We start from the raw sequence: 22,264 nt of genomic DNA on the forward strand, positions 1-22,264 counted from the left end.
GTTGCGCCAGAAGCAGCAACATCGTCGCTGGCGCGCGCCGCCTTGGTCAAGGGTCGCCGGAATCCGCCTCGCGCGCATCGGCGACGCGGGCGATGAGCGCCGGCTCCTCCTCGAGGCAGAGGTCGAGGATGCCGCGCAGCAGGCCTCCGAGGCTGGTCGAGTTCAGCAGACGGAACCGGTCGTACTCGCCGAGCGGAGCGATCGCGGCGAGCTGCCAGGACGACTCCACCGGATCTTCCGAAAGGTCCGTCCCGGGATCCCATCGAGCCTCATCGAGGACGGAGGCGAGCGTCGCGAGGCGGCGCGCGACTTGCTCAGTCTCGCGGTGGAGCGGTGCGAGCGCCTCGTCCCACACGAGCGGGGCCATCTTCGACACGTAGGCCACGGGGTGCGGGTCGTCCTCGCCCCATCGGTCGACAATGATGCGCTCCCCGCCTACGGCGATCACGTAGAGGTCCGCGGCGCCCGCCTCGATCTGCAGGATCCGCGCCATGGTGCCGATGGAGGAGCGCTGATCCCCTCCGCCCGCCTCGAGCCCCCGCTCAATGAGGACGACCCCGAACTCCGGATCCTCCACCTCGAGCAGACGTCCCATCATGGTGAGATATCTCGGCTCGAACACCCGCAGCGCCAGCGGTGTGTACGGCAGCAGGACGCTGCCCAGCGGGAACATCGCGACGGCGTCCATGGGCAACAGTCAATCAGCTGGACGCGCCTCAGCGCCCCCGTCATGACCCAGGATCCGGTCGACGACCGGACCCTCGCGAAGCGGGCAGGCTACGCCGGCGTTCGGCGGATCCGTGCTCCACATATGATTCGCTCTGAAGCGTTCGCGAAGGAGACGGAATTGTCAGCGGCAGACTCTCGAACAACATGGGTGCTCGTGGACGGCGAGAACATCGACGCGACTCTCGGCACTTCGATCCTCAACCGGCGGCCGCAGCCGGACGAGCGGCCACGGTGGGATCGACTCCTCGCTTTCGCGGGGAGGGAGTGGAACCAGCCGGCGCGAGGCGTCTTCTTCCTCAACGCGTCGTCCGGTATCCCCATGGCGTTCGTCCAGGCGCTCAAGGCGATGGACTACATCGTCGTCCCGCTGTCCGGCGATCCTGACGAGAAGGTCGTCGACATCGCCATCCAGCGCACACTGCGCGCACTCGACAGCCGTTCCGCCGACGTGATGCTCGTCAGCCACGACGGCGACTTCATCCATGACCTCGCGGGCCTGATCGGTCCATCGCGGCGGGTCGGCGTCGTCTCGTTCGCAGAGTTCCGGAACATCGGCTTCAACTCGCTCGCAGGGCTGGAGAAGTTCGACCTCGAGTACGACGCGCGGGTCTTCGACGCTCCGCTGTCACGGATCCGCGTGATCCCCATCGGCGAGTTCGACCCGACCGCGTTCCTGGATTGAGAACCGCCCCGGCGCTCGCCCGGCGACCAGCACGCGCATTGCGGTGAGCCGCGTCCCGCCGATGCTTCCCCTGCACGCGATGATGGAGCCATGTCTTCCTCCGTCGAACGCCGTTCCAACCCGACGGCCTGGGCCGCGTTCTGGTTCGCGCTGGCCGGCCTCGTGCTCATGCCCATCCCGCTGTTCATCGGGCTGATACTGGGCGGCGGGCTTTCCATCGTCGCTGCCGTCCTCGCGGTGATCGGCCTTCTCAAGGGCCTCGCACGCGGCGGTGCGGGCATCGCACCGGTCGTCTTCGCGGCCATCTTCATCGCACTCACGTGGGGCGGGATCTCAATCGGCGGCGGCACCGTCTGGTAGGTCTGGTCCGAAGACGCGAGGACGCGGCATCCTGCCGCCCCGACGCTAGTCGAGGTGACGGCCGAGCGCTTCGAGGAGGCCTCGGGTGCCTTCCTCGCGGTTCGGGCCGTCGGCCCAGAAGCTGTCGAAGAAGATGCCGTGCTCGACATGCGTGAGCCTGGTGCTGCCCGCAACCTGCTCGAACTCGAACGACGCCACCGACGTGGACATGTGCGTGCCATCCAGCCACATGTCGTAGGTCGTGACGATGCGGACGTGTTCGACGATGTCGGTGTAGACGGCCTCGTATCGTGAGAGCGGACCTCCGTGGAACTTCGCCTCGTCGATGTCGCGTCCGCCGACGCGGAAGTCGAACGTCCACTCGCCGGACTCGAACGCGTCTCCGTCGCTGAGCCAGCGACGCTTCTGCTCCCCGTCGGCGAACGCCTGCCACACCCTGGTGACGGGCGCGCGATACTCGCGAGTGAGGGTGAAGCCGGAGTGGGCGAGGCGCCGCTCGACCGTCATCGGGCCGTGTCCTCGCGCGTGAAGGTCACATGGATCGTGCCGCTCTCGGCGACCTGGGTCCGCACCAGGTGGGTCGATTCGAGGCCGCGCAGGTCGTCCCACACTCGGACGCCTCGGCCGAGGACGATCGGCGCGATCGCGACGTGAAGGTCGTCGACGAGTCCGGCGCGGAGGAACTCGCGGACGGTGCGCACGCCGCCCCCGACCCGGACGTCGAGACCGCCGGCGGCGGTGGTCGCCTCGGCGAGCACGTCCTCGATGGCTCCGGCGCGGAACTCGAACGTCGTCCCGCCGGCCATCGGGATCGACGGCCGTGGCGCGGAGTGCGTGAGCACGTAGACGGGGTACCCGAACGGAGGCTGGTCGCCCCACCACCCCTTCCAGCCCGGGTCGTCGGGATACGCGTGCAGACCGAACATGGCCGCGCCCATGATCTCGGCGCCCACGCCCGTGAAGAACGCGGCGGCGAACGATTCGTCGATCCCCGTGGTTCCCGCGCCGCTCGTGTCGCCGAGGACCTTCTGCCGGAAGGTGCGCGTGGCTGCGTAGGCAGCGGTCAGGGGACCCCAGTCCTCGCCCATGGGGTTGTCGGCCTCGGGATCGGATGCAGCGGTGTAGCCGTCGAGTGACGAGAACAGGTCGACGCGGACACGGGTCATTTCAGATCTCCTTCGGGGTGGTGCGGGCCAGGTGGATGCCGAGGCGGTCTGCCTGACGTTCCGCGGCGGTTCGCTGCTCGCCGAGCCAGAGGTGCAGGACGTCGAGTGCGCCCGGTCGCAGGCTGACGGTCCGGACGCGCCCCTGCTTGCTCGATGTGACGACTCGGGCGTCCTCGAGGATCCGCAAGTGCTGAAGCAGCGACGGCAGCGCCATCGAGAACGGTGCCATCAGGTCGGACACGACGGCCGGGGACTTCGCCAGACGCTCCACGACCGCGCGGCGAGTGGGGTCCGCGAGAGCTCGGAGCACAGCATCCAGCTCCGCGGAATAGTTAGGCATATGCCTAACTATTCCGCACGGATCGGCGCCCGTCAACTGCCGCCGAATGAGCGTGCGGGTGGTGGGACGGACTCGACCCGCACGACCGGCGAGAATTCATCGTCGGGGCCCTCGCCAGCGGGCAGGGTCCGCAATAGGATCACAACACCCTGATGGCCCAGAGTCCGCAAGCGGCCGGCCGGTCGCCTCTGAGCTCAACCGAAGGAGAGATCGATGGGTATGGAGAACCTCGCACTGGTGGTCGGCTCGTACGACGACACCACGGCCGCGTCGGACGACTACAAGGCCCTCCGAAGCGGCCAGGACGCCGGCGGGTACGAGATCATCGGCGCGGTCGTTCTGGTCCGCGACAAGGATGGCAAGGTCCAGGTCGAGGAGCACGGCGACAAATCGGTCGGCAAGGGTGCGGCGTGGGGTGCCGGCGCCGGCGTGGTCGTCGGCCTGTTCGCGCCGCCGCTGCTCGCGGCCACCGCGGTCGGTGCCGGCATCGGTGCGATCCTCGGAAAGATCAAGAAGAACCGCGAGGAGAAGCAGTTCGGCGTGGACGTCGATGAGTACCTCGCGCCAGGAACCTCGGCGGTCGTGGCCGTCGTCGACGATCGCTGGGCCGACAAGGTGGAGAAGGCGCTTCAGCGGTCGGACAAGCGCATCAGCAAGGCGATCGACGCGGATGACTACGAGAAGCTGCGCAAGGCCATCGAGGAGTCGGCGGACGACGTCGTCGAGCAGATCAACTCCTAGACGAAATCCTCCTCACGGGGGAGGCGAGCCGAGACCTGCCTCTCGTAGCATCCGAGGTATGGCCGATTCCGTCTTCAAGCCGGGTGACGATGTCTTCACGACGAACGCTCGCGGCATCGTCATCGACATTCGCGCAACGCCCTCGGGCAAGTGGGTCTTCGGCGTCGAGGACGCCCACGGTGCGGTGAACTACTTCACCGGTGCGGCCCTCCGTCCGGCGCAGGACTAGCGACTGCCGCCGCCCGGACTGCAGCCCTCAGCCGCAGTTCGGGCGGCAGCCGCGCTGGGTGACCGCGTCGATCAGCACGGTGCCGATGTCGGTCGGCTGAAGGGCCTGATATGCCGCGCCGTCCGTGGCGGCGGCGATCTGCTCCAGAGCGGACTGGTCGGTGTCGGGTCCATAGCCGATCGCGATGACGGCGACGGGCTTCGCCGGATCCCTCAGAGTCTCGAGCTGCGCGAGCAGTTCCGGCAGGTCCAGTCCCTCGTCGTCCTCGTTGACCCCGTCGGTGTTGAGCAGCATCAGATGCACCTGCCCTTATTGCATGCAATAACTTCGAGTGCATGCAATAATTTGGGAGTGACGGTATACGAATCGCTTCGGGCGATAGTGATGATGGGCGGCATCAGCGAGGACGAGCGGGTGGCTGAGTCCCGTCTGGCCGAGCAATTGGGGGTAAGCCGCACGCCCGTGAGAGAGGCGTTGCAGCGTCTGGAGAGCGACGGGCTCGTGCGGGCGCAGGGGCGCGGCATCCGCTTGCGGGTGCTGAGCATGAACGAACTCGCGCAACTGCACTCAGCGCGTGCCGGACTTGAGGGATGGGCTGCTTTCCTGGCTGCGCAGCGTGTTGCCGGGGGCGAGGTCGCCCCGGCTCGCCTGGCAGAGCTGGAGACGCTAGCCGCCCAGACCCACGGGCTCACGATCTCCGGCGATCTTGCCCGCGCCGTCGAAGAGAACCGCGCATTCCACGAGGCGGTCGCCGCTCTCGCGGGCAACCCGGTCCTCAGCAGCACGCTCGAGCGCTGGTGGGACCAAATCATCATCAGCACCCGAAAGAGCCTGCAGGCCCCCGAGCGCACCCAGGCGGTGCACACCGAGCACGAGGCCATCCTCGACGCCCTCCGCGAAGGTGACGCCCCAAGGGCGCGTGCCGCAGTCGAAGCCCACGCGTTCGCAACCCGCGACGCGTTGAGTAAGAACCAACCCGTGACGAGGAGCACCTCATGACCACTCACAACTACGAGATCGAACTGACCTGGGCCGGCAACACCGGCACCGGCACCAGCTCCTACCGAGCGTTCTCCCGCGATCACACAGTGGCCGCCGCCGGCCCCGGGTTGATTCTCGGATCATCTGACCCCGCCTTCCGAGGCGATGCCGCCCGCTGGAACCCAGAGCAGCTCTACCTCTCGTCGATCGCACAGTGCCACATGCTCTGGTATCTCCACCTCGCTGCGAGGGCCGGCGTGATCGTGACCGCGTACGAGGACCACTCGATCGGGGCCATGGTCGAAGAAGCCGGAGGGGCCGGGAAGTTTGAGACCGTCACCCTCCATCCGACGGTAACAATCACCGCCGAAAGCGACCCCGCGATAGCTGCGCAGCTGCACGATCAGGTCGGCAACTACTGCTTTATCGCCCGCTCGATAAACACGCCGATTCACCACGAGGTCGTCGTGCACATTGAGGAGCCCTCCTCCGCAACGCCGACATGCGTCAACAACGTCCTGTCTCGTACACCTGGCTCCCGATGAGGAGGGCGCGATTCAGGATGCTGCGGCCCGCCGCGTCCGCTCCCACGAGCTCGAGCCTCACCGTGCGCGGGCGCTCGCCTACCGGCGTTGTTCGAAGGCTCCTGCGGTGACCGGAATCGCGACGGCCGCCACGATGCAGAGCAGGCCCACGACGAACACCAGCGCAGGCAGGACCGGCGACGCGAACGACAGCCCCAGGATCACCATTCCGCCGACCATCAGGATCAGATAGAGCACGAAAAGCAGCATCGCCAACCTCCAGGATCGCCTCCCTCATTGATACTCCTCGCCGGCCCGCCGCGGGAAGGGCCGTGTCCCTGGCATCGGTCTCGGGCGGGCGCGAGAATGGCGCCATGAGACTCGTGCAGGTTGGTCAGCATGCCGACGACCTCGAGCGCGCCGCAGGCTTCTACACCTCCCTCCTCGGCAGTGCCGCGACGGCGGTGTTCGATCCGCCGGGCCTGCTGTTCTTCGACCTCGACGGCGTGCGGCTGCTGCTGGACCGCAACGCCCCGACCGCGCTGCTGTACCTGCACGTCGACGACGTCACGGCGGCCCTCGAGCGGATCGGCGATCGGGCCGAGGTCGTCTCACCGCCGCACGTGATCTTCACCCACGAGGACGACACTCTCGGGCCGGCAGGGCACGACGAGTGGCAGGCCTTCGTCGAGGACTCCGAGGGCAACACCGTCGGCCTCGTCTCGTTCCGGCCCGTCGCTTCCTGAGACCGCCAGGCTGCACGATGGATACTCGCAAGATGAGGCATCCTGCCCGTATCGAGTCGATAACAGGAGTCAGAGTGCACGCTCTTGTCGGGTTAGCCTGGTCGGGATGAGCGCCTATGTCTCGGCGTTCGAGCTGTTCTCCATCGGCGTAGGACCCTCGAGCTCCCACACGGTCGGTCCCATGCGGGCCGCCCACGATTTCGTCGTCCGCCTGCGCGAAAGCGGGGTTCTGCCGCGAGTCGGCCGTGTCACCTGCACGCTGTACGGCTCGCTCGGCGCCACGGGCATCGGCCACGGCACACCCGACGCCGTCGTCGCGGGGCTGCAGGGCCTCGAACCCGAGACGGTGGATCCGGATGCTGTGCGCTCCGCCTGGAGCGCCTGGCCCGGCGATCGCGCCCTCCCGCTCGCGGGCACGCGCGAGGTGCCGTTCCAGCGCGGCGACGTGGTGTTCGCGCCGCGCACCAGGCTGCCCGGTCACCCCAACGCCATGACCCTCGAAGCGTGGGCCTCGCCCGACGACGGACCGGCGCGTGCGCTCGCCGTGCCCGGCGTGCGCGAGACGGGCTCGTCCACGGCTCTCGACCCTGTGGCGGGGACGGATGCCGGACTCCTCGTCCGCGAGACCTACTACTCCGTCGGCGGCGGCTTCATCCGTCGCGAAGGTGAGTCTGCGCCCGGCTCAGCGGCCCCAGGGGAGCCCACGCACGCGTTCCCCCTGGACTTCTCCAGCGCCGAGGAGCTGCTCGCCGCGTGCGACGAGCGGGGCATCACGATCGCCGAGGCCGCGCGCATCAACGAGGAGTCGCTGCGCCCCGACGAGGACATCGCCGAGGGGCTGGACGCGATCTGGGACGCGATGGCCGCGTGCGTCGAGGCCGGCCTGCAGGCGGGGGGCGTTCTCCCCGGGATGCTGGGGGTCAAGCGCCGCGCAGCATCCATCCGCGAGCAGCTCGAGGCCGCCGAGGCCGACGGCCGTCGCGAGCTGCCGGGGGAGTGGCTGGGCGCCTTCGCGCTCGCGGTCAACGAGGAGAACGCCGCAGGCGGGCGGGTCGTGACCGCTCCGACGAACGGCGCTGCCGGGATCCTGCCCGCCGTCGCGATGTACTGGTGGCGCTTCCTCGCCGATTCCGGCCTCGGCGCCGGCAACGCGGTGACGCCCTACGGTGAGCTGGTCGGCAGCGCACTGCTCGGCTATCACGGGCACGCGGCGACCACCGAGGAGGCCGCGGGCTGGGACGACGAACAGGTGGCGGAGGCGAACCGTCGCCGAGGCATCCGTCGATTCCTCCTCACCGCCACCGCGCTGGGCTCGCTGTTCAAGGCCAACGCGTCGATCTCGGGCGCCGAGGGCGGCTGCCAGGCCGAGGTGGGATCGGCGTGCGCGATGGCCGCGGGCGGCCTCACCGCCGTGATGGGCGGCACGAACCGGCAGATCGAGAACGCCGCCGAGATCGCGATGGAGCACCACCTCGGCCTCACCTGCGACCCGGTCGGCGGACTCGTGCAGATCCCGTGCATCGAGCGCAACGCGATCGCCGCGTCCACGGCGGTGACCGCCGCGCGCCTCGCCCTGCGTGGCGACGGTTCGCACTACGTCTCGCTCGACGCCGTCGTAGAGACCATGCGCCAGACCGGCATCGACATGTCGCACAAGTACAAGGAGACGAGCGAGGGCGGCCTCGCGGTGAACGTCATCGAGTGCTGAAGCCGAGTGCTGGTCGCCGCGGCCCGGAGGCCGTCCTGTTCGTTCACGGCGAACGCCCGGTGACTTAGCACTCGAGGGTTGAGAGTGCTAATCTGGCGTCAGTTGAGCCGCCACGGCTCAAGGTTCGACGAGAGGAGATAATCATGGCCACCAACGACCCGTTCCGGGACCTCGACCGCCTTGCTGCCGGTCTCTTCGACACGCGCCGCGGCCCCCGCCGCATGCCGATGGACCTGTATCGCGACGGTGACCACTACATCCTGACGGCCGACCTGCCGGGCATCGACCCGGGTTCGGTCGACATCGACGTCGACGGGCAGCTGCTGACCATCCGCGCGGAGCGCACGCTGACGAGCGGCGACGACGTCAAGTGGATCACGCGCGAACGAGAGGCGGCGAGCTTCCTGCGTCAGCTCAACCTGGGCCAGGGCATCGACACCGAGCGCATCTCCGCGAGCTACAACAACGGCGTGCTGAGCGTGACGATCCCGGTCAGCGAGAAGGCGAAGCCGCGCAAGATCGAGGTGATGTCCGAGGGCGGCGCGCCGACGATCACGGCGCACGAGTCCGACGCGCCCCAGCCGATCGAGCAGTAGGGCTCATTCCGGAACGGATGCCTCCCCGCCGACGCAGCGGGGAGGCATCCGACCTGTCGGGGGATCAGCCCCCCGCTCGGCGTCCTCGCCGCACGCGCCCGACCGTCTCCCCGACGGCGATGCCGGTGAGCACGAGGCTCGCGGCGACCGAGAGGGTGAGCGTGTCGAGCACGCTTGCGGCGGCCGCGAGGAGTGCGAGCGCGAGCATCCCCGCGAGCTGTGCGCGCGCCCAGCGCCGCTCGAGCAGATGGCGGAACAGCACCGTGCCCGCGAGGAACAGCATCGGCCCTCCGATGACCGCGATCGTCGCGGCGAGGTCGTGCTCGTGCGGGTGCGAGAGAGCGTCCTTGTCGCCCACGCTGATCACGACGATCCCCGCCACGATCGGCAGGTGCATCCACGTGTAGGCCGTGCGTGCCAGGCGACCCGGTGAGTCCGACGCCTCGATGGTCTCGGCGCCGACCCGCTCGCCGTGGTCGAAGTAGATCCACCACGCTGCGGCAGCGGTCGCGAAAGCGGCGACGAGCGCGGCGACGGATGCCGGGGACGACTCGGTCTCGGCGAAGACGAGGCCGGTGACGAGCATGCCCTCGCCGAGGGCGATCAGGACGAAGAGCGCGGTCCGTTCGGCGATGTGGGGACCCGACAGATCCCAGCGATCGAGGCGCACCTTGCCGAGGCCCGGGACGGGGAACGCGAGAAGCGTTCCCGTGAGGTCCATTCCGAGCGCGATCGCCCACAGCGGCAGCTGCCACGGGAGAGGCAGCAGTGCGCCGACCAGCCAGAAGACAGCGCTCGCGACCGTCCACGCGAGCACCGCGGTGAAGTCCCTGGACACGGCCGGATCGTGGCGGGCGGTCGCCCAGACGATGAACGCCGTGCGCCCCACCTGAAGGATGACGTAGGCGATCGCGAAGGCCCACGCACGCTCGCCGAAAGCTTCGGCGATCGCGACGCTCATGACGAGCGACACGAACGCGAGGCCGATGACGGCGCCGCGAACCGGCAGCGTCACCGGGTCGAGCCAGTTCGTGACCCAGGTCGTCGACACCCACGCCCACCACAGCGCGCACACCACGATCACACCCTCGAGCACTCCGAGCGGGCTCTGATTCTCGTAGAGATACGCCGACAGCTGCGTCAGCGCGAACACGAACACGAGGTCGAAGAAGAGCTCGATGTACGTCACCCGGTCGGCGCGCGGAGTGTCCGTCGGCCTCATCACGTTCCGCGTCATCCCGAAGGGCATGCCTCATCCTGGCATCACGCCGGCGCGATCTCGCCCCTGGACGGCGTGCCGGAGGCGGGCCACTATTCATCTCGTGACGAACAACGCGCAGACGGATGCGGTGAGCGTGCGTGGCCTGCACGTCACGCGCGGCAGGACCGAGGTGTTCACGGGGCTCGATCTGCACGTTCCGCGCGGGCAGATCACCGGGCTGCTCGGCCCGTCGGGGTGCGGCAAGACCACGCTGATGCGCTCGATCGTGGGCGTGCAGAAGGTCGCGGCCGGCGACGTGACGGTGCTCGGCGAACCGGCCGGTTCGCGCGCGCTGCGCAAGCGCGTCGCATACGACACGCAGGCCGCCTCTGTCTACGGCGACCTCACGATCCAGCAGAACCTGCGCTACTTCGCGCGCCTCGTCGACGCGCCCCGCACCGACGTCGATCGCGTCATCGAGCAGGTCGGTCTCGCCGACCAGCGCGACCAGACCATCGACTCGCTCTCCGGCGGACAGGAGAGCCGCGTCTCGCTCGCGGTCGCCATGCTCGGGGTGCCCGAGCTGCTCGTCCTCGACGAGCCCACGGTGGGCCTGGATCCACTGCTGCGCGCCGAGCTGTGGGAGGTCTTCCGCGGCCTCGCCGACGCCGGCGCGACGCTCGTCGTCTCGAGCCACGTCATGGACGAGGCCCTCCGGTGCGACCGCCTCGTGCTCATGCGCGCGGGACGCATCATCGCCGACACGACGCCCGACGGTCTCTTCGCCGACACCGGGACGACGGACCCGGATGCCGCGTTCCTCACGCTCATCGAGCGCGACGCGAAGGCTCGCGCTGAGGCCGAGGCGCAGCATCCGCTCACGCGGCGTGAGGCGCGCGAGCAGGCCGAGAATACGCGCCATGCAGACGAGGGGAGCCCCTCATGAACGGCGTGCTGACCCTCGCGACCGCGGGGCGGGTGCTCCGGCAGCTCAGCCACGACCCGCGCTCGATCGCGCTCATGCTCGTCGCGCCGAGCCTGCTCGTGGGCCTGTTCGCGTGGCTGTTCAGCGATCAGGAGGGCGTGTTCGACCAGTTCGGCGGGCCGATCCTGGCGCTGTTCCCGTTCATCGTGATGTTCCTGATCACCTCGATCACCACGCTCCGCGAGCGGCGGTCGGGGACCCTCGAGCGGCTCATGACGACGCCGATCGCGAAGGCCGACTTCATCCTCGGGTACGGGCTGGCGTTCGGGCTCATGGCGACGCTGCAGGCGGTCATCACCGTGACCTTCGCGGTGTGGGTGTGCGGATTGCAGGTCGACGGCCCGCTGTGGCAGCTCGGGCTCGTCGCCGTCGTCGACGCGATCCTCGGCTCCGCGCTCGGGCTCCTGGCGAGCGCCTTCGCACGCACCGAGTTCCAGGCGGTGCAGTTCATGCCGCTCATCGTGTTCCCGCAGATCATCCTGGGCGGGCTGTTCATGCCGCGAGAGGACATGCCCGAGGCGCTGTACCAGATCTCGAAGATCCTGCCGCTGAGCTACGCCATCGACACGATCAACGCGGTCACCGCCGGCGACGAGGGCTGGGACGTCTTCGGGCCTCTGCTCATCGTGGTCGCGTTCGCCGTGGGCGCGCTGATCCTCGCGTCGCTCACCCTCCGGCGCCGGACGCCATAGCCCGATGCCCTGAAGTCAGCAGCTGGGCTGCTTCTTGCGCAGCTTCGCGGTGAGGTCGCGCAGCTGGCAGAGCTCGTCGTCCGAGAGCAGCGACATGCGCTCGGCGATCGCCTTGCCGTGCGCGCTGGCGATGCGGCGGAACAACGACGCCCCGGCATCCGTCGCATGGACGAGCGCCCCGCGTCCGTCGTCGGGGTCGGCGCATTTGGTGATCAGTCCGCGCGCCACCATGCGGTCGACGAGGCGCGAGACGCTCGGCTGGCTGATCAGCATGTTCGCCGTCACGTCGCGCAGGCGCGCGGTGAGGTCGTCGGCGCGGGTCACGGTCAGGAGCACGTCGTACTCGGCCTGACTCAGCGTCTGGTCGTCGAAGTCGTCGTTGATGTCGCCGAACACCTCGTGCTGCGCGCGGAACAGGCTCTCCCACGCGTCGATGGCGAGACGGCGATCGGTCATAGCGTCAAGATTAGAGCCTCGCACCGACCCTAGGCTGGCCCCATGGCGTCTTCTGCAGTCGGGTCGTGGCGCACGCACCGTCTCGGATCCGCGGGGCTGGTGCTCGCCCTGCTGGCCGGCGTGCTGCTCGCCGGCCTGAACCCGAGCCCGGCGCACGCGGGCGTCGAAGACTTCTCGTTCGAGAGCCTCGACGTGGAGTACCAGCTGGGTCGCGCCGAGGACGGCACGAGCACCCTGACGGTCGTCGAGACCTTCGTGGCGCTGTTTCCCGAGTTCGACCAGAACAGGGGCATGCGCCGCTCCATCCCCGACAACCACCTGGGCGCACCGCTGAGCCCCGAGCTCGTCTCGATCACCGACGAGACCGGCACCCCGCGTGCCGAGGAGACGGAATCGGAGGACGGCTACTACTCCATGACGTCGCGCGCCGACGACTTCGTCCACGGCCGGCAGACGTACGTCTTCACCTACACGCTCCACAACGTCACGCGTTACTTCGCCGACACCGGGGTCGACGAGTTCTACTGGGACGTCAACGGCGTCGAGTGGGCGCAGCCCTTCGGCCGCATCACGGCGCGCGTGACGATGCCCGACGACCTGGAGGCTGCGCGCACCGGTGCGCAGGCCTGCTACGTCGGCTCCCAGGGCGCGACCCAGACCTGCCCGATCGACGACGGCGACCGGACGATCGCGGCCTCGGCCGAGAACGTGCAGCCGTACCAGACGATGACGATCGCGGTCGGGTTCGACCGCGACACGTTCACCGAGTTCGACCCGAACTATCTCGCCTCGCCGTGGGGCTGGCTGCAGAGCGGGGCGGCCGTGCTCGGACTCGGCACCGCCCTCGTGCTGGCGGCCGTCACGCGCCGTCGCCGTCTCCGCGACGAGCCCGGGCGCCCCGTCATCATCGCGGAGTACACGCCGCCGCGCGCCATCGACGCCCTCGAGAGTGCCGTGCTGCTCGGCCGCACCACGAAGGCGATCCCGGCCGAGGTGCTCGAGCAGGCGGTGGTGGGCAGCATCCGTATCGAAGAAGGCCCGCCCAAGTGGTTCGGCGGCACGAAGCTGAAGGCCGTGCTCGTGGACCCGTCCCTCGCCGACGGGGACGGGCGGATGCTGCTGCCCGGCCTGTTCCCGCAGGGCCTCCCGGGCGAGGAGTTCGAGTTCGGCCGCTCCGACACGAGGTTCTCGACGACGGCGCAGAAGGTGCTGAAGGCGGCGTCGGCGGAGCTGTCATCGAGGGGACTGCGACGCAAGGTGCCGCTCAGCGCCCGGGCCTGGCCGGTCGTCATCGCGATCGTGTCCGCGGTCCTCGTGCTGCTCTTCGGCATCGGCGCGCTGGCGGGTTACGTGACGGCGTGGGTGCCGATCCTGCTGATCATCGGTGCCGTGCTCGTCGTGCTGCTGGTGGCGGGGATGGTGTCGCGCAAGCCCCTCACCGCCGCCGGCGCCGAGGCGCGCGACCACCTGCTCGGGCTGAAGGACTTCATCGAGTGGGCCGAGGCCGACCGCATCCGCATGCTGCAGTCGCCGCAGGGCGCAGAGCGCGTGCGCGTCGACGTCTCGGACCCGCGCATGAAGCTGAAGCTGTACGAGACCCTGCTGCCGTACGCGGTGGTGTTCGGCCAGGAGAAGAAGTGGGCCGAGGAACTCGCCGTGCTCTACGGTTCGGGCAGCTCCCCGGGCTGGTACTCGGGCTCGACCGGATTCAACGCGGCGGCGTTCTCGGCCGGGATCTCGAACCTGTCGACGTCGGCGTCGTCGTCGTCCACGTCCGGCGGGTCGTCGGGCGGCGGCTCGGCGGGCGGCGGCGGTGGCGGAGGCGGGGGCGGCGGCGTCTGATCCGGGATGCCGCCCCTCGGGGACCGCGCCCGCTTCAGCCTTCGTGCGGGTGAGGGGTCGTCGGCTCCGGCACGTGGAGCCGGGTGAGGAAGCGGTCGGTGCCGCGCGGGATGCCGCGGCGATCGCCGAGTGAGACGACCACGGTCACGACCACCGCGATCGGAACGGTCCACGCGGCGGGCTGCTCGAGGAACGGACGCAGGGCGGGCCATCCCGCCGTCACGAGTCCGCCGCCCAGGATCGCGACGCCGGAGAGGACCGCGCCCGTGAGCATGCCCGCGATCGCGCCGCGTGCCGTGAGGCCCCGCCACCAGATGCCGAGCAGCAGCACGGGGCACAGGGTCGACGCGGTGAACGCGAAGACCAGGCCGACGCTGCCGGCGAGCCCCGCCGGCTCGGTGGCCAGCGCGACGACCAGGGGGACGAACGACGAGAGCACCGCGGCGATGCGGAAGCCGCGCACGCTGCCGCCGAGCAGGTCCTGGCTGATGACTCCGGCGAGCGACACCACGAGCCCTGACGATGTGGAGAGGAACGCCGCGAACGCGCCCGCGATGACGAGGGCCGTCAGCACGTCGCCGAGCGGCCCCGCGATCATCCGATCGGGCAGCAGCAGGATGAGCGCGTCGGCGTCGCCCGACTGCGCGAGGTCGGGCGCGAACGCGCGGCCGAGGAACCCGAACGCGGTCGGGAACAGATAGAACACCGACAGCAGGACGAGCACGATGACGGTCGTGCGACGTGCAGCGACACCGTCGGGGTTCGTGTAGAAGCGCACGAGCACGTGGGGGAGTCCGAGCGTGCCGAGCAGCAGCGCCACCATGAGCGACACCGTCCGGTAGACCTCGAGGTCGCCGGGGCCCGCGCTCGGTGGGAACGCCTCGAGCGGCGGCAATGCGGGCCGCGCGTCGCCGACGAGGAGCAGGATCGCGACCACCGGGATCGCGAGGGCCGTGAGCTTCAGCCAGAACTGGAACGCCTGCACGAAGGTGATCGAGCGCATGCCGCCTGCCGCGACCACGACCGCCACGATGACCGCGACGGCGAGCGACCCCACCCAGGAGGGCAGACCGGTCGTGATCCGCACGGTGAGCGCCGCGCCCTGCAGCTGGGGCACGATGTAGAACCACCCGATGACGATCACGAGCGTGCTCGTCACGCGCCGTGCCCACAGGGAGTCCAGCCGCGCCTCGGTGAAGTCGGGGATCGTGTACGCCCCCGAGCGGCGCAGCGGCGCGGCCACGAACAGCAGCAGCATGAGGTATCCCGCCGTGTACCCGATCGGGAACCACAGCGCCGACGATCCGGTGAGCAGGATGAGGCCGGCGATCCCCAGGAACGACGCCGCCGACAGATACTCCCCGCCGATCGCCGACGCGTTCCACCAGGGACGCACCGTGCGGCTCGCGACGTAGAAGTCGCTCGTCGTGCGCGACACCCGCAGGCCGTAGAAGCCGATGAGCGCCGATGCCACAGCCACCGCGGCGATCGCGATGTAGCCGATCGCGGGGTTCACCTGTCCTCCGCCAGTGCCCGGTAGCGCGCCTCGTTGCGCGACGCCGCACGCACGTAGAGTCCGCCGACCGTGATGGCGAGCGGGTACACGCCGACCCCGAGCAGCAGCCACGACAGCGGTACGCCGAGGACGAACGTCGTGTCGAGCTGGGGCACGAGCGCGATGGCCAGCACGAACAGCGCGGTGGCGACGACGAAACCCAGCGCGAACACGATCCCGAGGCGCAGCTGCGACCGGATCAGCGAGCGCACGTACACGCCGGCGATGTCGCTCGTGGGACCTCCCTCCGCCTCCGGCGACGACGAGCGGACGGATGCGGCGGGGGAGCCCGCGTGCGGACCGGTGACGCGTACCCGGCCCGGCGACGGCGGGCGCCGGTCGGGGGGTGCGGCGTCGTCCGGGGTCATGCGCGCGGCCGGATCGTCGTCGACTCCAGCCTTTCGCGCAGCGCCGGCAGGCACCGCCGGCTGACCGGCAGCTCGGCGCCGCCGACAGTGACGCTGGGACGGTCGCCCCCGAGCCGGAGGCGCGCGAGGTGGGGGATCGCGACGAGGTAGGAGCGGTGGATCCGCACGAATGCGTCGGACCACTGCCGCTCGAGATCCGACATCGGCACGCGCACGAGGTAGCTCGCTTCCTCGGTGTGCAGCCGCGCGTAGTCGCCCTGGGCCTGCACGTACCGCACCTCGTCACGGCGGATCATGCGCGTCGTTCCGCCGAGTGTCACGGCGATGAGCTCCGGCTGGGCGGAGGCGGCGGCATCCGTCGCCGGCGCAGCCTGCGCCTTCATCGCCTCGAGGACGCGCGTGACCGACCGGTGAAGCCGTTCCGTGCGCACGGGCTTGAGGAGGTAGTCCACCGCCGCGAGGTCGAAGGCCTCGAGGGCGCTCTCCTCGTCAGCCGTGACGAAGACGAGTGCCGGGCGGCGCTCGAACCGCTGCAGGGCGCGGGCGAGGTCGAAGCCGCTCAGACCGGGCATGTGGATGTCGAGGAACGCGGCATCGACGCTCTCCCGCGTCAGCAGCCGGATCGCCTCGGCCCCCGAGGGCGCCTGGTGGATGACGCCGATGCGCGGGTCCTGTCCGAGCAGGAACGCGAGCTCGTCGATCGCGGGCTGCTCGTCGTCGGCGATGAGGACGGAGATCACGGTTCGCGCCTCCCCTCCGGCCGCTCGAGGGTCGCCGTCGCACGGACGGGACCGGTGGATGCCGCGACCCGGCCGGGCTGCGACTTCGGCACGCGCATCCGCACCAGCGTGCCCGCGCCGACGTTCGTGTCGACCACCAGTCCGTGCTCGTCGCCGTAGACCTGCCGGAGCCGGGCGTCGACGTTGCGAAGGCCCACGTGCTCACCCGGTGCACCACCGGCCAGTGCGCGCTCGAGCACGACCGGGTCGATGCCGACGCCGTCGTCCTCGACGCTGATCTCGGCGAACGCCCCCTGATCGGAGGCCTCGATCGTGATGCGTCCGCCCCCTTCCTTGCCCTCGAGCCCGTGGCGCACCGCGTTCTCGACGAGCGGCTGGATCGACAGGAACGGCACCACCGTCGACAGCACCTCGGGGGCGATCTGCAGGGTCACCTTCAGGCGCTCGCCGAACCGGGCGCGCTCGAGCTTCAGGTAGCTGTCGATCGAGCGGAGCTCTTCGGCGACGGTGGTGAAATCGCCGTGCCGGCGGAAGGAGTACCGCGTGAAGTCGGCGAACTCGAGCACGAGGTCGCGGGCCTTCGCAGGGTCGGTGTTGATGAACGAGGCGATGGCGTTGAGCGAGTTGTAGATGAAGTGCGGGCTGATCTGCGCGCGAAGCGCGCGCACCTCGGCCTCGGCGAGGGCCGCGCGCGATGCGTCGAGCTCGCCGAGCTCCACCTGGGCGGCCACCCAGTCCGCCACTTCGCCGGTCGCGCGCACGAGCCCGGCCCGCACGCGCGGCGCGAACGCGACGATGGCCCCCGCGGGCACGCCGCTCGCGAGGATCGGCGCGGCGACAGCATCCGTCTCCCGCTCGCCGATCCGCGCCCGTCGCTGCATCTGCGTGCGACCCGACGCACGGGCCTCGGCGGCCAGTCGTCCGGCGACCTCGCGCACGGCGTCGTCGCCCTCGACGGTGACGTGACCCGACGGGTCGACGAGCGCGAGCGTCTCGCACCCGAGGAGAGCCTTGAGATGGCGACCGGCGCGGATCGCGTCGCCTTCGGCGATGCCGCCGCGCAGGTGCTTGGCAGCGCGGCTCGCGAGGTGGAGGGTCTGGTACGTGGCCTGCTCGACGTCGGTGCCGAGCTCCTTGGATGCCACCACGATGCGCCGGAGCAGGATCACGACGCCGACCGCGAGCGCCCCGGCGAGGACGCCGGCGGCAGCGGCGAGCAGCATCGACTCGGGCATGCGGCCAGCGTAGCCGTCGTTCGTCGTCAGCCGACCGCCGTTCGTCGCACCGTGGACGCCGCTCACCGACGACGAACGGCGACCGCCCCCGGCTCCACCGCCTGAACGCGAGCATGGTCGCACTGTCAACGCAGCGGCGCGGCCGTCGGGCGCGCCGACCCCCCTCGAAGGAGAGACGCCATGGGCAACGAAGCCCCCAGCGCCGAGACGAACCTCGCAGAGGTCGACTACGGCGCGGTGCAAGCATCACCTGATTTCCAACGGCTCCGGCGCACGCATCGGAGCTTCGTCTTCCCGGTGCTGGGCGCGTGCCTGGCCTGGTATCTCGCGTACGTCCTCCTCGCCAGCTACGCCCACGACTTCATGTCGATCCGGGTGTTCGGCAGCGTCAACATCGCGATGGTCCTCGGCATGGCGCAGGTCGTCACGACCTTCGCCGTCACGACCTGGTACGTCCACTACGCCAACAAGCGCCTCGACCCGCTCGCGGAGGAGATCCGCGACGAGATCGAGACCGGCGAGTTCGAGAGGGCAGGGGAGACGCGCTGATGCGGCACTTCACAGATGCGGCGACCACGTCGCCGGGCGAGCCCTGGCTCAACATCGCCATCTTCGGCGCGTTCGTCGCCGTCACGATGGTGATCGTGTTCCGCGCCAGCCGGAACAACAAGACCGCGGCCGACTACTACGCCGCCGGCCGCTCGTTCACGGGCGGCCAGAACGGCTCCGCGATCGCGGGCGACTATCTGTCGGCGGCGTCGTTCCTCGGCATCGTCGGTGCGATCGCGATGACCGGCTACGACGGGTTCCTCTACTCGATCGGCTTCCTCGTCGCGTGGCTCGTGGCGCTGCTGCTCGTCGCGGAGCTGCTGCGCAACACCGGCAAGTTCACGATGGCCGACGTGCTGTCGTTCCGGCTCAAGCAGCGTCCGGTGCGCATCGCAGCGGCGACCACCACGCTCGTCGTGTGCTTCTTCTACCTGCTCGCGCAGATGGCGGGCGCCGGTGGCCTGGTGTCGCTGCTGCTCGGCATCGGCGACCAGCTGGGCCAGGCCGTCGTCATCACGGTGGTGGGCGCGCTCATGATCCTCTACGTGCTCATCGGAGGCATGAAGGGCACCACCTGGGTCCAGATCATCAAGGCCGTGCTGCTCATCGCGGGCGCCGGTGTGATGACGGTGTGGGTGCTCGCGCTCAACGGCTTCGACTTCTCGGCGCTCCTCGACAAGGCCGTGGCCGTCGCCGAGAACCCGGCGATCCTCGACCCGGGCCTCAAGTACGGCGTCTCGGACACCTCGAAGATCGACTTCCTGTCGCTGGGTCTCGCCCTGGTGCTCGGCACCGCGGCGCTGCCGCACGTGCTGATGCGCTTCTACACCGTGCCCACGGCCAAGGAGGCGCGCAAGTCCGTCGTCTGGGCCATCTGGCTCATCGGCATCTTCTACGTCTTCACGCTGGTCCTCGGCTACGGGGCCGCCGCTCTCGTCGGCCCGGCCGTCATTGCCGCGGCGCCCGGTGGCCCGAACTCGGCGGCCCCGCTGCTCGCGTTCTCGCTGGGCGGACCGCTGCTGCTCGGCCTCATCTCGGCGATCGCCTTCGCGACGATCCTCGCGGTCGTCGCCGGCCTCACGATCACCGCCGCCGCGTCGTTCGCGCACGACATCTACGCGTCGGTCGTGAAGAAGGGCAAGCCCGAGCCGGGTGCCGAGGTGAAGGTCGCGCGGCGCACGGTGGTCATCATCGGCATCGTCGCGATCATCGGCGGCATCGGAGCGAACGGTCAGAACGTCGCGTTCCTCGTGGCCCTCGCGTTCGCCGTCGCGGCCTCGGCGAACCTGCCCACGATCGTGTACTCGCTGTTCTGGAAGCGGTTCACGACCAAGGGCGCACTGTGGAGCATGTACGGGGGTCTCACCTCGGCGATCCTGCTCATCGTGTTCTCGCCGGTGGTCTCGGGCTCCGAGACGTCGATGCTGAAGACCGACGCGATCGACTTCGCGTGGTTCCCGCTGTCGAACCCCGGCATCGTCTCGATCCCGCTCGCGTTCTTCCTCGGCTGGATCGTCAGCGTGCTGGACAAGACGCCGGAAGACCCGAAGAAGCAGTCCGAAATGGAAGTGCGCTCGCTCACCGGCATCGGCGCCGAGAAGGCGGTCAGCCACTAGCGCAGAGGGCAAGAGTAAGGGCCGGTCGGAGAGGCTACCGACCGGCCCTTGTCCCTTGCACCAAGAGTGTCCTGCAATCACATGTCGGTAGCTGCCACAGCAAAACAACTACCGTGCCAGCACTCTATAACGGCCAGATAACGCTGACAAGCGTTTTCTGTGATCTTTTCGTGATCTTCCCAGGTCCCGCTCGGCGAGCGGGGGCCGGGAGCTCGAAGGTCGTCGCCGGCGGGCGGGTGCGTGATCTCAGATGTCCTGGTCGAAGGGCAAAAGTAAGGGCCGGTCGGAGAGGCTACCGACCGGCCCTTGTCCCTTGCACCAAGAGTGTCCTGCAATCACATGTCGGTAGCTGCCACAGCAAAACAACTACCGTGCCAGCACTCTATAACGGCCAGATAACGCTGACAAGAGTTCGCTGTTATCTTCTCGTGATCGGTTTCCTGAGTGGCTGTCGCCGGCGACCCCGCGAAGCCCCTTGACCGCAGCATCCAGATGTGTACAGTGTCAACATACGCACTCGACACTCGGAGGTTCCGATGCAGAGCTCGACCCAGAACGCCCTTCCGCCCGTCGTCGATGCCGAGGAGTGGCGACGCGAGCTCGATCAGCTCCGCGTGCGCGAGAAGGCGGCGACGCGAGAGCTCGACGCCATCGCGGCGCAGCGCCGCCGGCTGCCGATGGTGGAGATGCCCGACTACACGCTGATGGGCGAGTACGGCCCGGTGCGCCTCGTCGACGTCTTCGAGGGCAAATCGCAGCTCATCGTCTACAACCACATGTGGTTCGAGGGGAAGCAATGGCAGTGCCCGGGCTGCACCGGCTACACGTCGCAGTTCACCCGGCTCGACTTCCTCGACGCATACGACGCCCGGTTCGTCATCGTGACGCAGGGTCCGATCGACGAAGCGCTCGAGTACAAGGAGCGCACGGGCAACCGGATGGACTGGTACTCCACGGCCGGGAGCCCGTTCGGCGCCGACGTCGACGCGCCCGCCGGAGGCGGTTTCGCGGTGAACGTCTTCCTCCGCGACGGCGACACCGTCTACCGCACCTGGCACACGAACGGCCGGGGCACGGAGCAGCTGAGCCATACGTTCCCGCTCGTCGACGTGCTCCCGTACGGCCGCCAGGAGGAATGGCAGGACTCGCCGGAAGGGTGGCCGAAGACCGACGCCTACGACGGGTGGTTCACGTCGCAGAAGGTCGCGGAGCTGTACGGGCCCGGCGCGCACGCGCACGCATAGAACAAGACGGATGCCGCACCCCGCGACTGCGGCCGGGGTGCGGCATCCGTTTCAGATGGAGGCTGGCTGATCAGTACCAGTCGGTGGCCTGCGAGTGGCCCCACGCGGCGCACGGCGTGCCGTATGAGCCGGCGATGTAGCCGAGGCCCCACGCGATCTGCGTGGTGGCATTGGTCTGCCAGTCGGCGCCGGCGCTGGCCATCTTGTTGCCGGGCAGTGACTGCGGGATGCCGGTGGCGCCGCTGCCGGAGTTGTACGCCTGGTAGTTCCAGTTCGACTCCTTCTCCCAGAGCGACTCGAGGCACGAGAACTGGCCGTCGCCCCAGCCGTACTGCGAGGCGGCCATCTGGCGCGCGGTCGCCTTGGCGCCCTCGGGAGTGTTCGCGGCAGCGAGGGCGGCGGCTGCTTCTTCGGCCTGGCGCTGAGCTTCGGCGGCAGCGGCGGCGGCAGCGGCTGCGGCGGCCGCGGCCGCCTCTTCCGCGGCCTTCTTCTCCTTGGCGGCGTCGAGGTGCTCGCGGAGCTCTGCCACCCGGGCCTCGACCGTCTCGGTGGCACCGCTCGCGTCGGCGGTGAGTCCCGGAACGAGGAGCATGGGAACGACGTCGAGCTTCGCGAGGCGGTCGGCCGCCCGCTCGAGGCCGGCGGTGCCGACGGAGGTGTCGCTGATGCCCAGGTCGAGGCCTGCGGCGGCGATGTCGGCGGTGACCGCGGCGGCGTCGCTCAGCGCGACGCGGGCCGAGAGGAGGGTGCCCTGGGCATCGACGCGGATGTCGCGGAAGGAGTCTGCGGTCGCCTCGGGTGCGGCGGCGGAGGCGATCGCGGAGGCGGCCAGCGGCGCAGCGGCGGCGAGTGCCGGGGAAGCGAGCGTGAGGCCCGTCGTGAGGAGCACGCCGAGGGCGGCTCCGGTGGCGACGGTGGGCACGAAGAAGCGGCGGCGTGAACGGCGGGCAGGCGTGGGTGACTGGTCTGAATGCATGAC

28 protein-coding genes are annotated in these 22,264 nt (G+C 69.5%); 15 read left to right on the forward strand and 13 right to left on the reverse strand.

The window, feature by feature from the left end; all coding sequences use genetic code 11:
- Positions 1-46: 46 nt before the first annotated feature.
- The gene (locus AC3A46_RS09705; RefSeq protein ID WP_487664994.1) at positions 47-688 is read right to left on the reverse strand and encodes an LON peptidase substrate-binding domain-containing protein; all 642 of its coding nucleotides are present in this window, start codon (positions 686-688) and stop codon (positions 47-49) included.
- Between the two features lie 159 nt (positions 689-847).
- Between AC3A46_RS09705 and AC3A46_RS09710 the strand changes: the two genes are divergently transcribed.
- Both AC3A46_RS09710 and AC3A46_RS09715 read left to right on the forward strand, forming a co-directional pair.
- The gene (locus tag AC3A46_RS09710) at positions 848-1,411 is read left to right on the forward strand and encodes an NYN domain-containing protein (protein WP_487664995.1); all 564 of its coding nucleotides are present in this window, start codon (positions 848-850) and stop codon (positions 1,409-1,411) included.
- A 90-nt stretch (positions 1,412-1,501) separates the two neighbouring features.
- A complete protein-coding gene (locus AC3A46_RS09715; protein ID WP_487664996.1) occupies positions 1,502-1,771 on the forward strand; it encodes a hypothetical protein in 270 nt (89 codons plus the stop codon).
- Positions 1,772-1,816: 45 nt separating this feature from the next.
- Here AC3A46_RS09715 and AC3A46_RS09720 read toward each other — a convergent pair whose 3' ends face one another.
- From AC3A46_RS09720 to AC3A46_RS09730, 3 genes are read right to left on the reverse strand one after another with little or no spacing between them, the layout of a single operon-like run.
- On the reverse strand, positions 1,817-2,278 hold the full coding sequence (locus tag AC3A46_RS09720; RefSeq protein WP_487664997.1) for an SRPBCC domain-containing protein: 462 nt from the start codon (positions 2,276-2,278) through the stop codon (positions 1,817-1,819).
- Complete coding sequence (locus tag AC3A46_RS09725) at positions 2,275-2,937, reverse strand: dihydrofolate reductase family protein (RefSeq protein ID WP_487664998.1); 663 nt, start codon at positions 2,935-2,937, stop codon at positions 2,275-2,277. The genes AC3A46_RS09720 and AC3A46_RS09725 overlap by 4 nt, the downstream gene beginning before the upstream one ends.
- A 1-nt stretch (position 2,938) precedes the next feature.
- Complete coding sequence (locus AC3A46_RS09730) at positions 2,939-3,277, reverse strand: ArsR/SmtB family transcription factor (protein ID WP_487664999.1); 339 nt, start codon at positions 3,275-3,277, stop codon at positions 2,939-2,941.
- A 213-nt stretch (positions 3,278-3,490) separates the two neighbouring features.
- Here AC3A46_RS09730 and AC3A46_RS09735 point away from each other — a divergent pair, with 213 nt between their 5' ends.
- Both AC3A46_RS09735 and AC3A46_RS09740 read left to right on the forward strand, forming a co-directional pair.
- Entirely contained in the window at positions 3,491-4,018 is a 528-nt protein-coding gene (locus tag AC3A46_RS09735; RefSeq protein WP_487665000.1) for a DUF1269 domain-containing protein, read from the forward strand.
- 58 nt (positions 4,019-4,076) lie between these two features.
- Positions 4,077-4,247: a hypothetical protein gene (locus AC3A46_RS09740; protein WP_487665001.1), complete on the forward strand. Its 171-nt coding sequence runs from the start codon at positions 4,077-4,079 to the stop codon at positions 4,245-4,247.
- Positions 4,248-4,274: 27 nt separating this feature from the next.
- Here the strand turns inward: AC3A46_RS09740 and AC3A46_RS09745 are convergent, their stop codons facing one another.
- The gene (locus tag AC3A46_RS09745; protein ID WP_487665002.1) at positions 4,275-4,541 is read right to left on the reverse strand and encodes a hypothetical protein; all 267 of its coding nucleotides are present in this window, start codon (positions 4,539-4,541) and stop codon (positions 4,275-4,277) included.
- Positions 4,542-4,598: 57 nt separating this feature from the next.
- On the opposite strand from AC3A46_RS09745, the gene AC3A46_RS09750 reads away from it, so the two are divergent.
- Positions 4,599-5,246 carry a GntR family transcriptional regulator gene (locus AC3A46_RS09750; RefSeq protein ID WP_487665003.1) on the forward strand — a complete coding sequence of 216 codons (648 nt, stop codon included), beginning with the start codon at positions 4,599-4,601 and terminating at the stop codon, positions 5,244-5,246.
- On the forward strand, positions 5,243-5,773 hold the full coding sequence (locus AC3A46_RS09755) for an OsmC family protein (protein WP_487665004.1): 531 nt from the start codon (positions 5,243-5,245) through the stop codon (positions 5,771-5,773). Before AC3A46_RS09750 ends, AC3A46_RS09755 begins: the two co-directional genes overlap by 4 nt.
- Positions 5,774-5,851: 78 nt before the next feature.
- Here the strand turns inward: AC3A46_RS09755 and AC3A46_RS09760 are convergent, their stop codons facing one another.
- Positions 5,852-6,022 carry a hypothetical protein gene (locus AC3A46_RS09760; protein ID WP_157005434.1) on the reverse strand — a complete coding sequence of 57 codons (171 nt, stop codon included), beginning with the start codon at positions 6,020-6,022 and terminating at the stop codon, positions 5,852-5,854.
- Between the two features lie 104 nt (positions 6,023-6,126).
- Here AC3A46_RS09760 and AC3A46_RS09765 point away from each other — a divergent pair, with 104 nt between their 5' ends.
- From AC3A46_RS09765 to AC3A46_RS09775, 3 genes are all read left to right on the forward strand, one after another.
- Entirely contained in the window at positions 6,127-6,498 is a 372-nt protein-coding gene (locus tag AC3A46_RS09765; RefSeq protein WP_487665005.1) for a VOC family protein, read from the forward strand.
- Between the two features lie 106 nt (positions 6,499-6,604).
- Complete coding sequence (locus AC3A46_RS09770; protein WP_487665006.1) at positions 6,605-8,206, forward strand: L-serine ammonia-lyase, iron-sulfur-dependent, subunit alpha; 1,602 nt, start codon at positions 6,605-6,607, stop codon at positions 8,204-8,206.
- A gap of 143 nt (positions 8,207-8,349) precedes the next feature.
- The gene (locus tag AC3A46_RS09775) at positions 8,350-8,802 is read left to right on the forward strand and encodes an Hsp20/alpha crystallin family protein (protein ID WP_045297761.1); all 453 of its coding nucleotides are present in this window, start codon (positions 8,350-8,352) and stop codon (positions 8,800-8,802) included.
- A gap of 64 nt (positions 8,803-8,866) precedes the next feature.
- On the opposite strand, the gene AC3A46_RS09780 is transcribed toward AC3A46_RS09775, so the two are convergent.
- Positions 8,867-10,024, reverse strand: coding sequence for a low temperature requirement protein A (locus tag AC3A46_RS09780; RefSeq protein ID WP_487665007.1), 1,158 nt, complete (start codon positions 10,022-10,024; stop codon positions 8,867-8,869).
- Between the two features lie 100 nt (positions 10,025-10,124).
- Here AC3A46_RS09780 and AC3A46_RS09785 point away from each other — a divergent pair, with 100 nt between their 5' ends.
- The gene (locus AC3A46_RS09785) at positions 10,125-10,949 is read left to right on the forward strand and encodes an ABC transporter ATP-binding protein (RefSeq protein ID WP_487665008.1); all 825 of its coding nucleotides are present in this window, start codon (positions 10,125-10,127) and stop codon (positions 10,947-10,949) included.
- A complete protein-coding gene (locus tag AC3A46_RS09790; protein WP_487665009.1) occupies positions 10,946-11,680 on the forward strand; it encodes an ABC transporter permease in 735 nt (244 codons plus the stop codon). The genes AC3A46_RS09785 and AC3A46_RS09790 overlap by 4 nt, the downstream gene beginning before the upstream one ends.
- A gap of 15 nt (positions 11,681-11,695) precedes the next feature.
- Here AC3A46_RS09790 and AC3A46_RS09795 read toward each other — a convergent pair whose 3' ends face one another.
- Positions 11,696-12,136, reverse strand: coding sequence for a MarR family winged helix-turn-helix transcriptional regulator (locus AC3A46_RS09795; protein ID WP_487665010.1), 441 nt, complete (start codon positions 12,134-12,136; stop codon positions 11,696-11,698).
- Positions 12,137-12,178: 42 nt separating this feature from the next.
- Here AC3A46_RS09795 and AC3A46_RS09800 point away from each other — a divergent pair, with 42 nt between their 5' ends.
- A complete protein-coding gene (locus AC3A46_RS09800) occupies positions 12,179-13,978 on the forward strand; it encodes a DUF2207 domain-containing protein (RefSeq protein ID WP_487665011.1) in 1,800 nt (599 codons plus the stop codon).
- Between the two features lie 34 nt (positions 13,979-14,012).
- Here AC3A46_RS09800 and AC3A46_RS09805 read toward each other — a convergent pair whose 3' ends face one another.
- The 4 genes from AC3A46_RS09805 to AC3A46_RS09820 are packed head-to-tail and all read right to left on the reverse strand — an operon-like array spanning position 14,013 to position 17,876.
- The gene (locus tag AC3A46_RS09805; protein WP_487665012.1) at positions 14,013-15,494 is read right to left on the reverse strand and encodes a sodium/solute symporter; all 1,482 of its coding nucleotides are present in this window, start codon (positions 15,492-15,494) and stop codon (positions 14,013-14,015) included.
- On the reverse strand, positions 15,491-15,901 hold the full coding sequence (locus tag AC3A46_RS09810; protein ID WP_487665013.1) for a DUF485 domain-containing protein: 411 nt from the start codon (positions 15,899-15,901) through the stop codon (positions 15,491-15,493). Before AC3A46_RS09810 ends, AC3A46_RS09805 begins: the two co-directional genes overlap by 4 nt.
- Positions 15,898-16,641 carry a LytR/AlgR family response regulator transcription factor gene (locus tag AC3A46_RS09815; protein ID WP_487665014.1) on the reverse strand — a complete coding sequence of 248 codons (744 nt, stop codon included), beginning with the start codon at positions 16,639-16,641 and terminating at the stop codon, positions 15,898-15,900. Before AC3A46_RS09815 ends, AC3A46_RS09810 begins: the two co-directional genes overlap by 4 nt.
- Positions 16,638-17,876, reverse strand: coding sequence for a sensor histidine kinase (locus tag AC3A46_RS09820; protein ID WP_487665015.1), 1,239 nt, complete (start codon positions 17,874-17,876; stop codon positions 16,638-16,640). Before AC3A46_RS09820 ends, AC3A46_RS09815 begins: the two co-directional genes overlap by 4 nt.
- A 180-nt stretch (positions 17,877-18,056) precedes the next feature.
- Between AC3A46_RS09820 and AC3A46_RS09825 the strand changes: the two genes are divergently transcribed.
- The 3 genes from AC3A46_RS09825 to AC3A46_RS09835 all read left to right on the forward strand — a co-directional run bounded on the left by AC3A46_RS09825 (position 18,057) and on the right by AC3A46_RS09835 (position 21,285).
- Positions 18,057-18,425: a DUF485 domain-containing protein gene (locus AC3A46_RS09825; protein WP_487665016.1), complete on the forward strand. Its 369-nt coding sequence runs from the start codon at positions 18,057-18,059 to the stop codon at positions 18,423-18,425.
- The gene (locus tag AC3A46_RS09830; protein WP_487665017.1) at positions 18,425-20,041 is read left to right on the forward strand and encodes a solute symporter family protein; all 1,617 of its coding nucleotides are present in this window, start codon (positions 18,425-18,427) and stop codon (positions 20,039-20,041) included. Before AC3A46_RS09825 ends, AC3A46_RS09830 begins: the two co-directional genes overlap by 1 nt.
- A 536-nt stretch (positions 20,042-20,577) precedes the next feature.
- Positions 20,578-21,285 carry a DUF899 domain-containing protein gene (locus AC3A46_RS09835; protein WP_487665018.1) on the forward strand — a complete coding sequence of 236 codons (708 nt, stop codon included), beginning with the start codon at positions 20,578-20,580 and terminating at the stop codon, positions 21,283-21,285.
- 70 nt (positions 21,286-21,355) lie between these two features.
- On the opposite strand, the gene AC3A46_RS09840 is transcribed toward AC3A46_RS09835, so the two are convergent.
- Positions 21,356-22,261 (reverse strand): aggregation-promoting factor C-terminal-like domain-containing protein, encoded by a 906-nt coding sequence (locus AC3A46_RS09840; RefSeq protein WP_487665019.1) that lies wholly within the window; start codon positions 22,259-22,261, stop codon positions 21,356-21,358.
- Positions 22,262-22,264: the final 3 nt, after the last annotated feature.

It is taken from the genome of Microbacterium sp. Soil_C_42, from assembly GCF_057656735.1.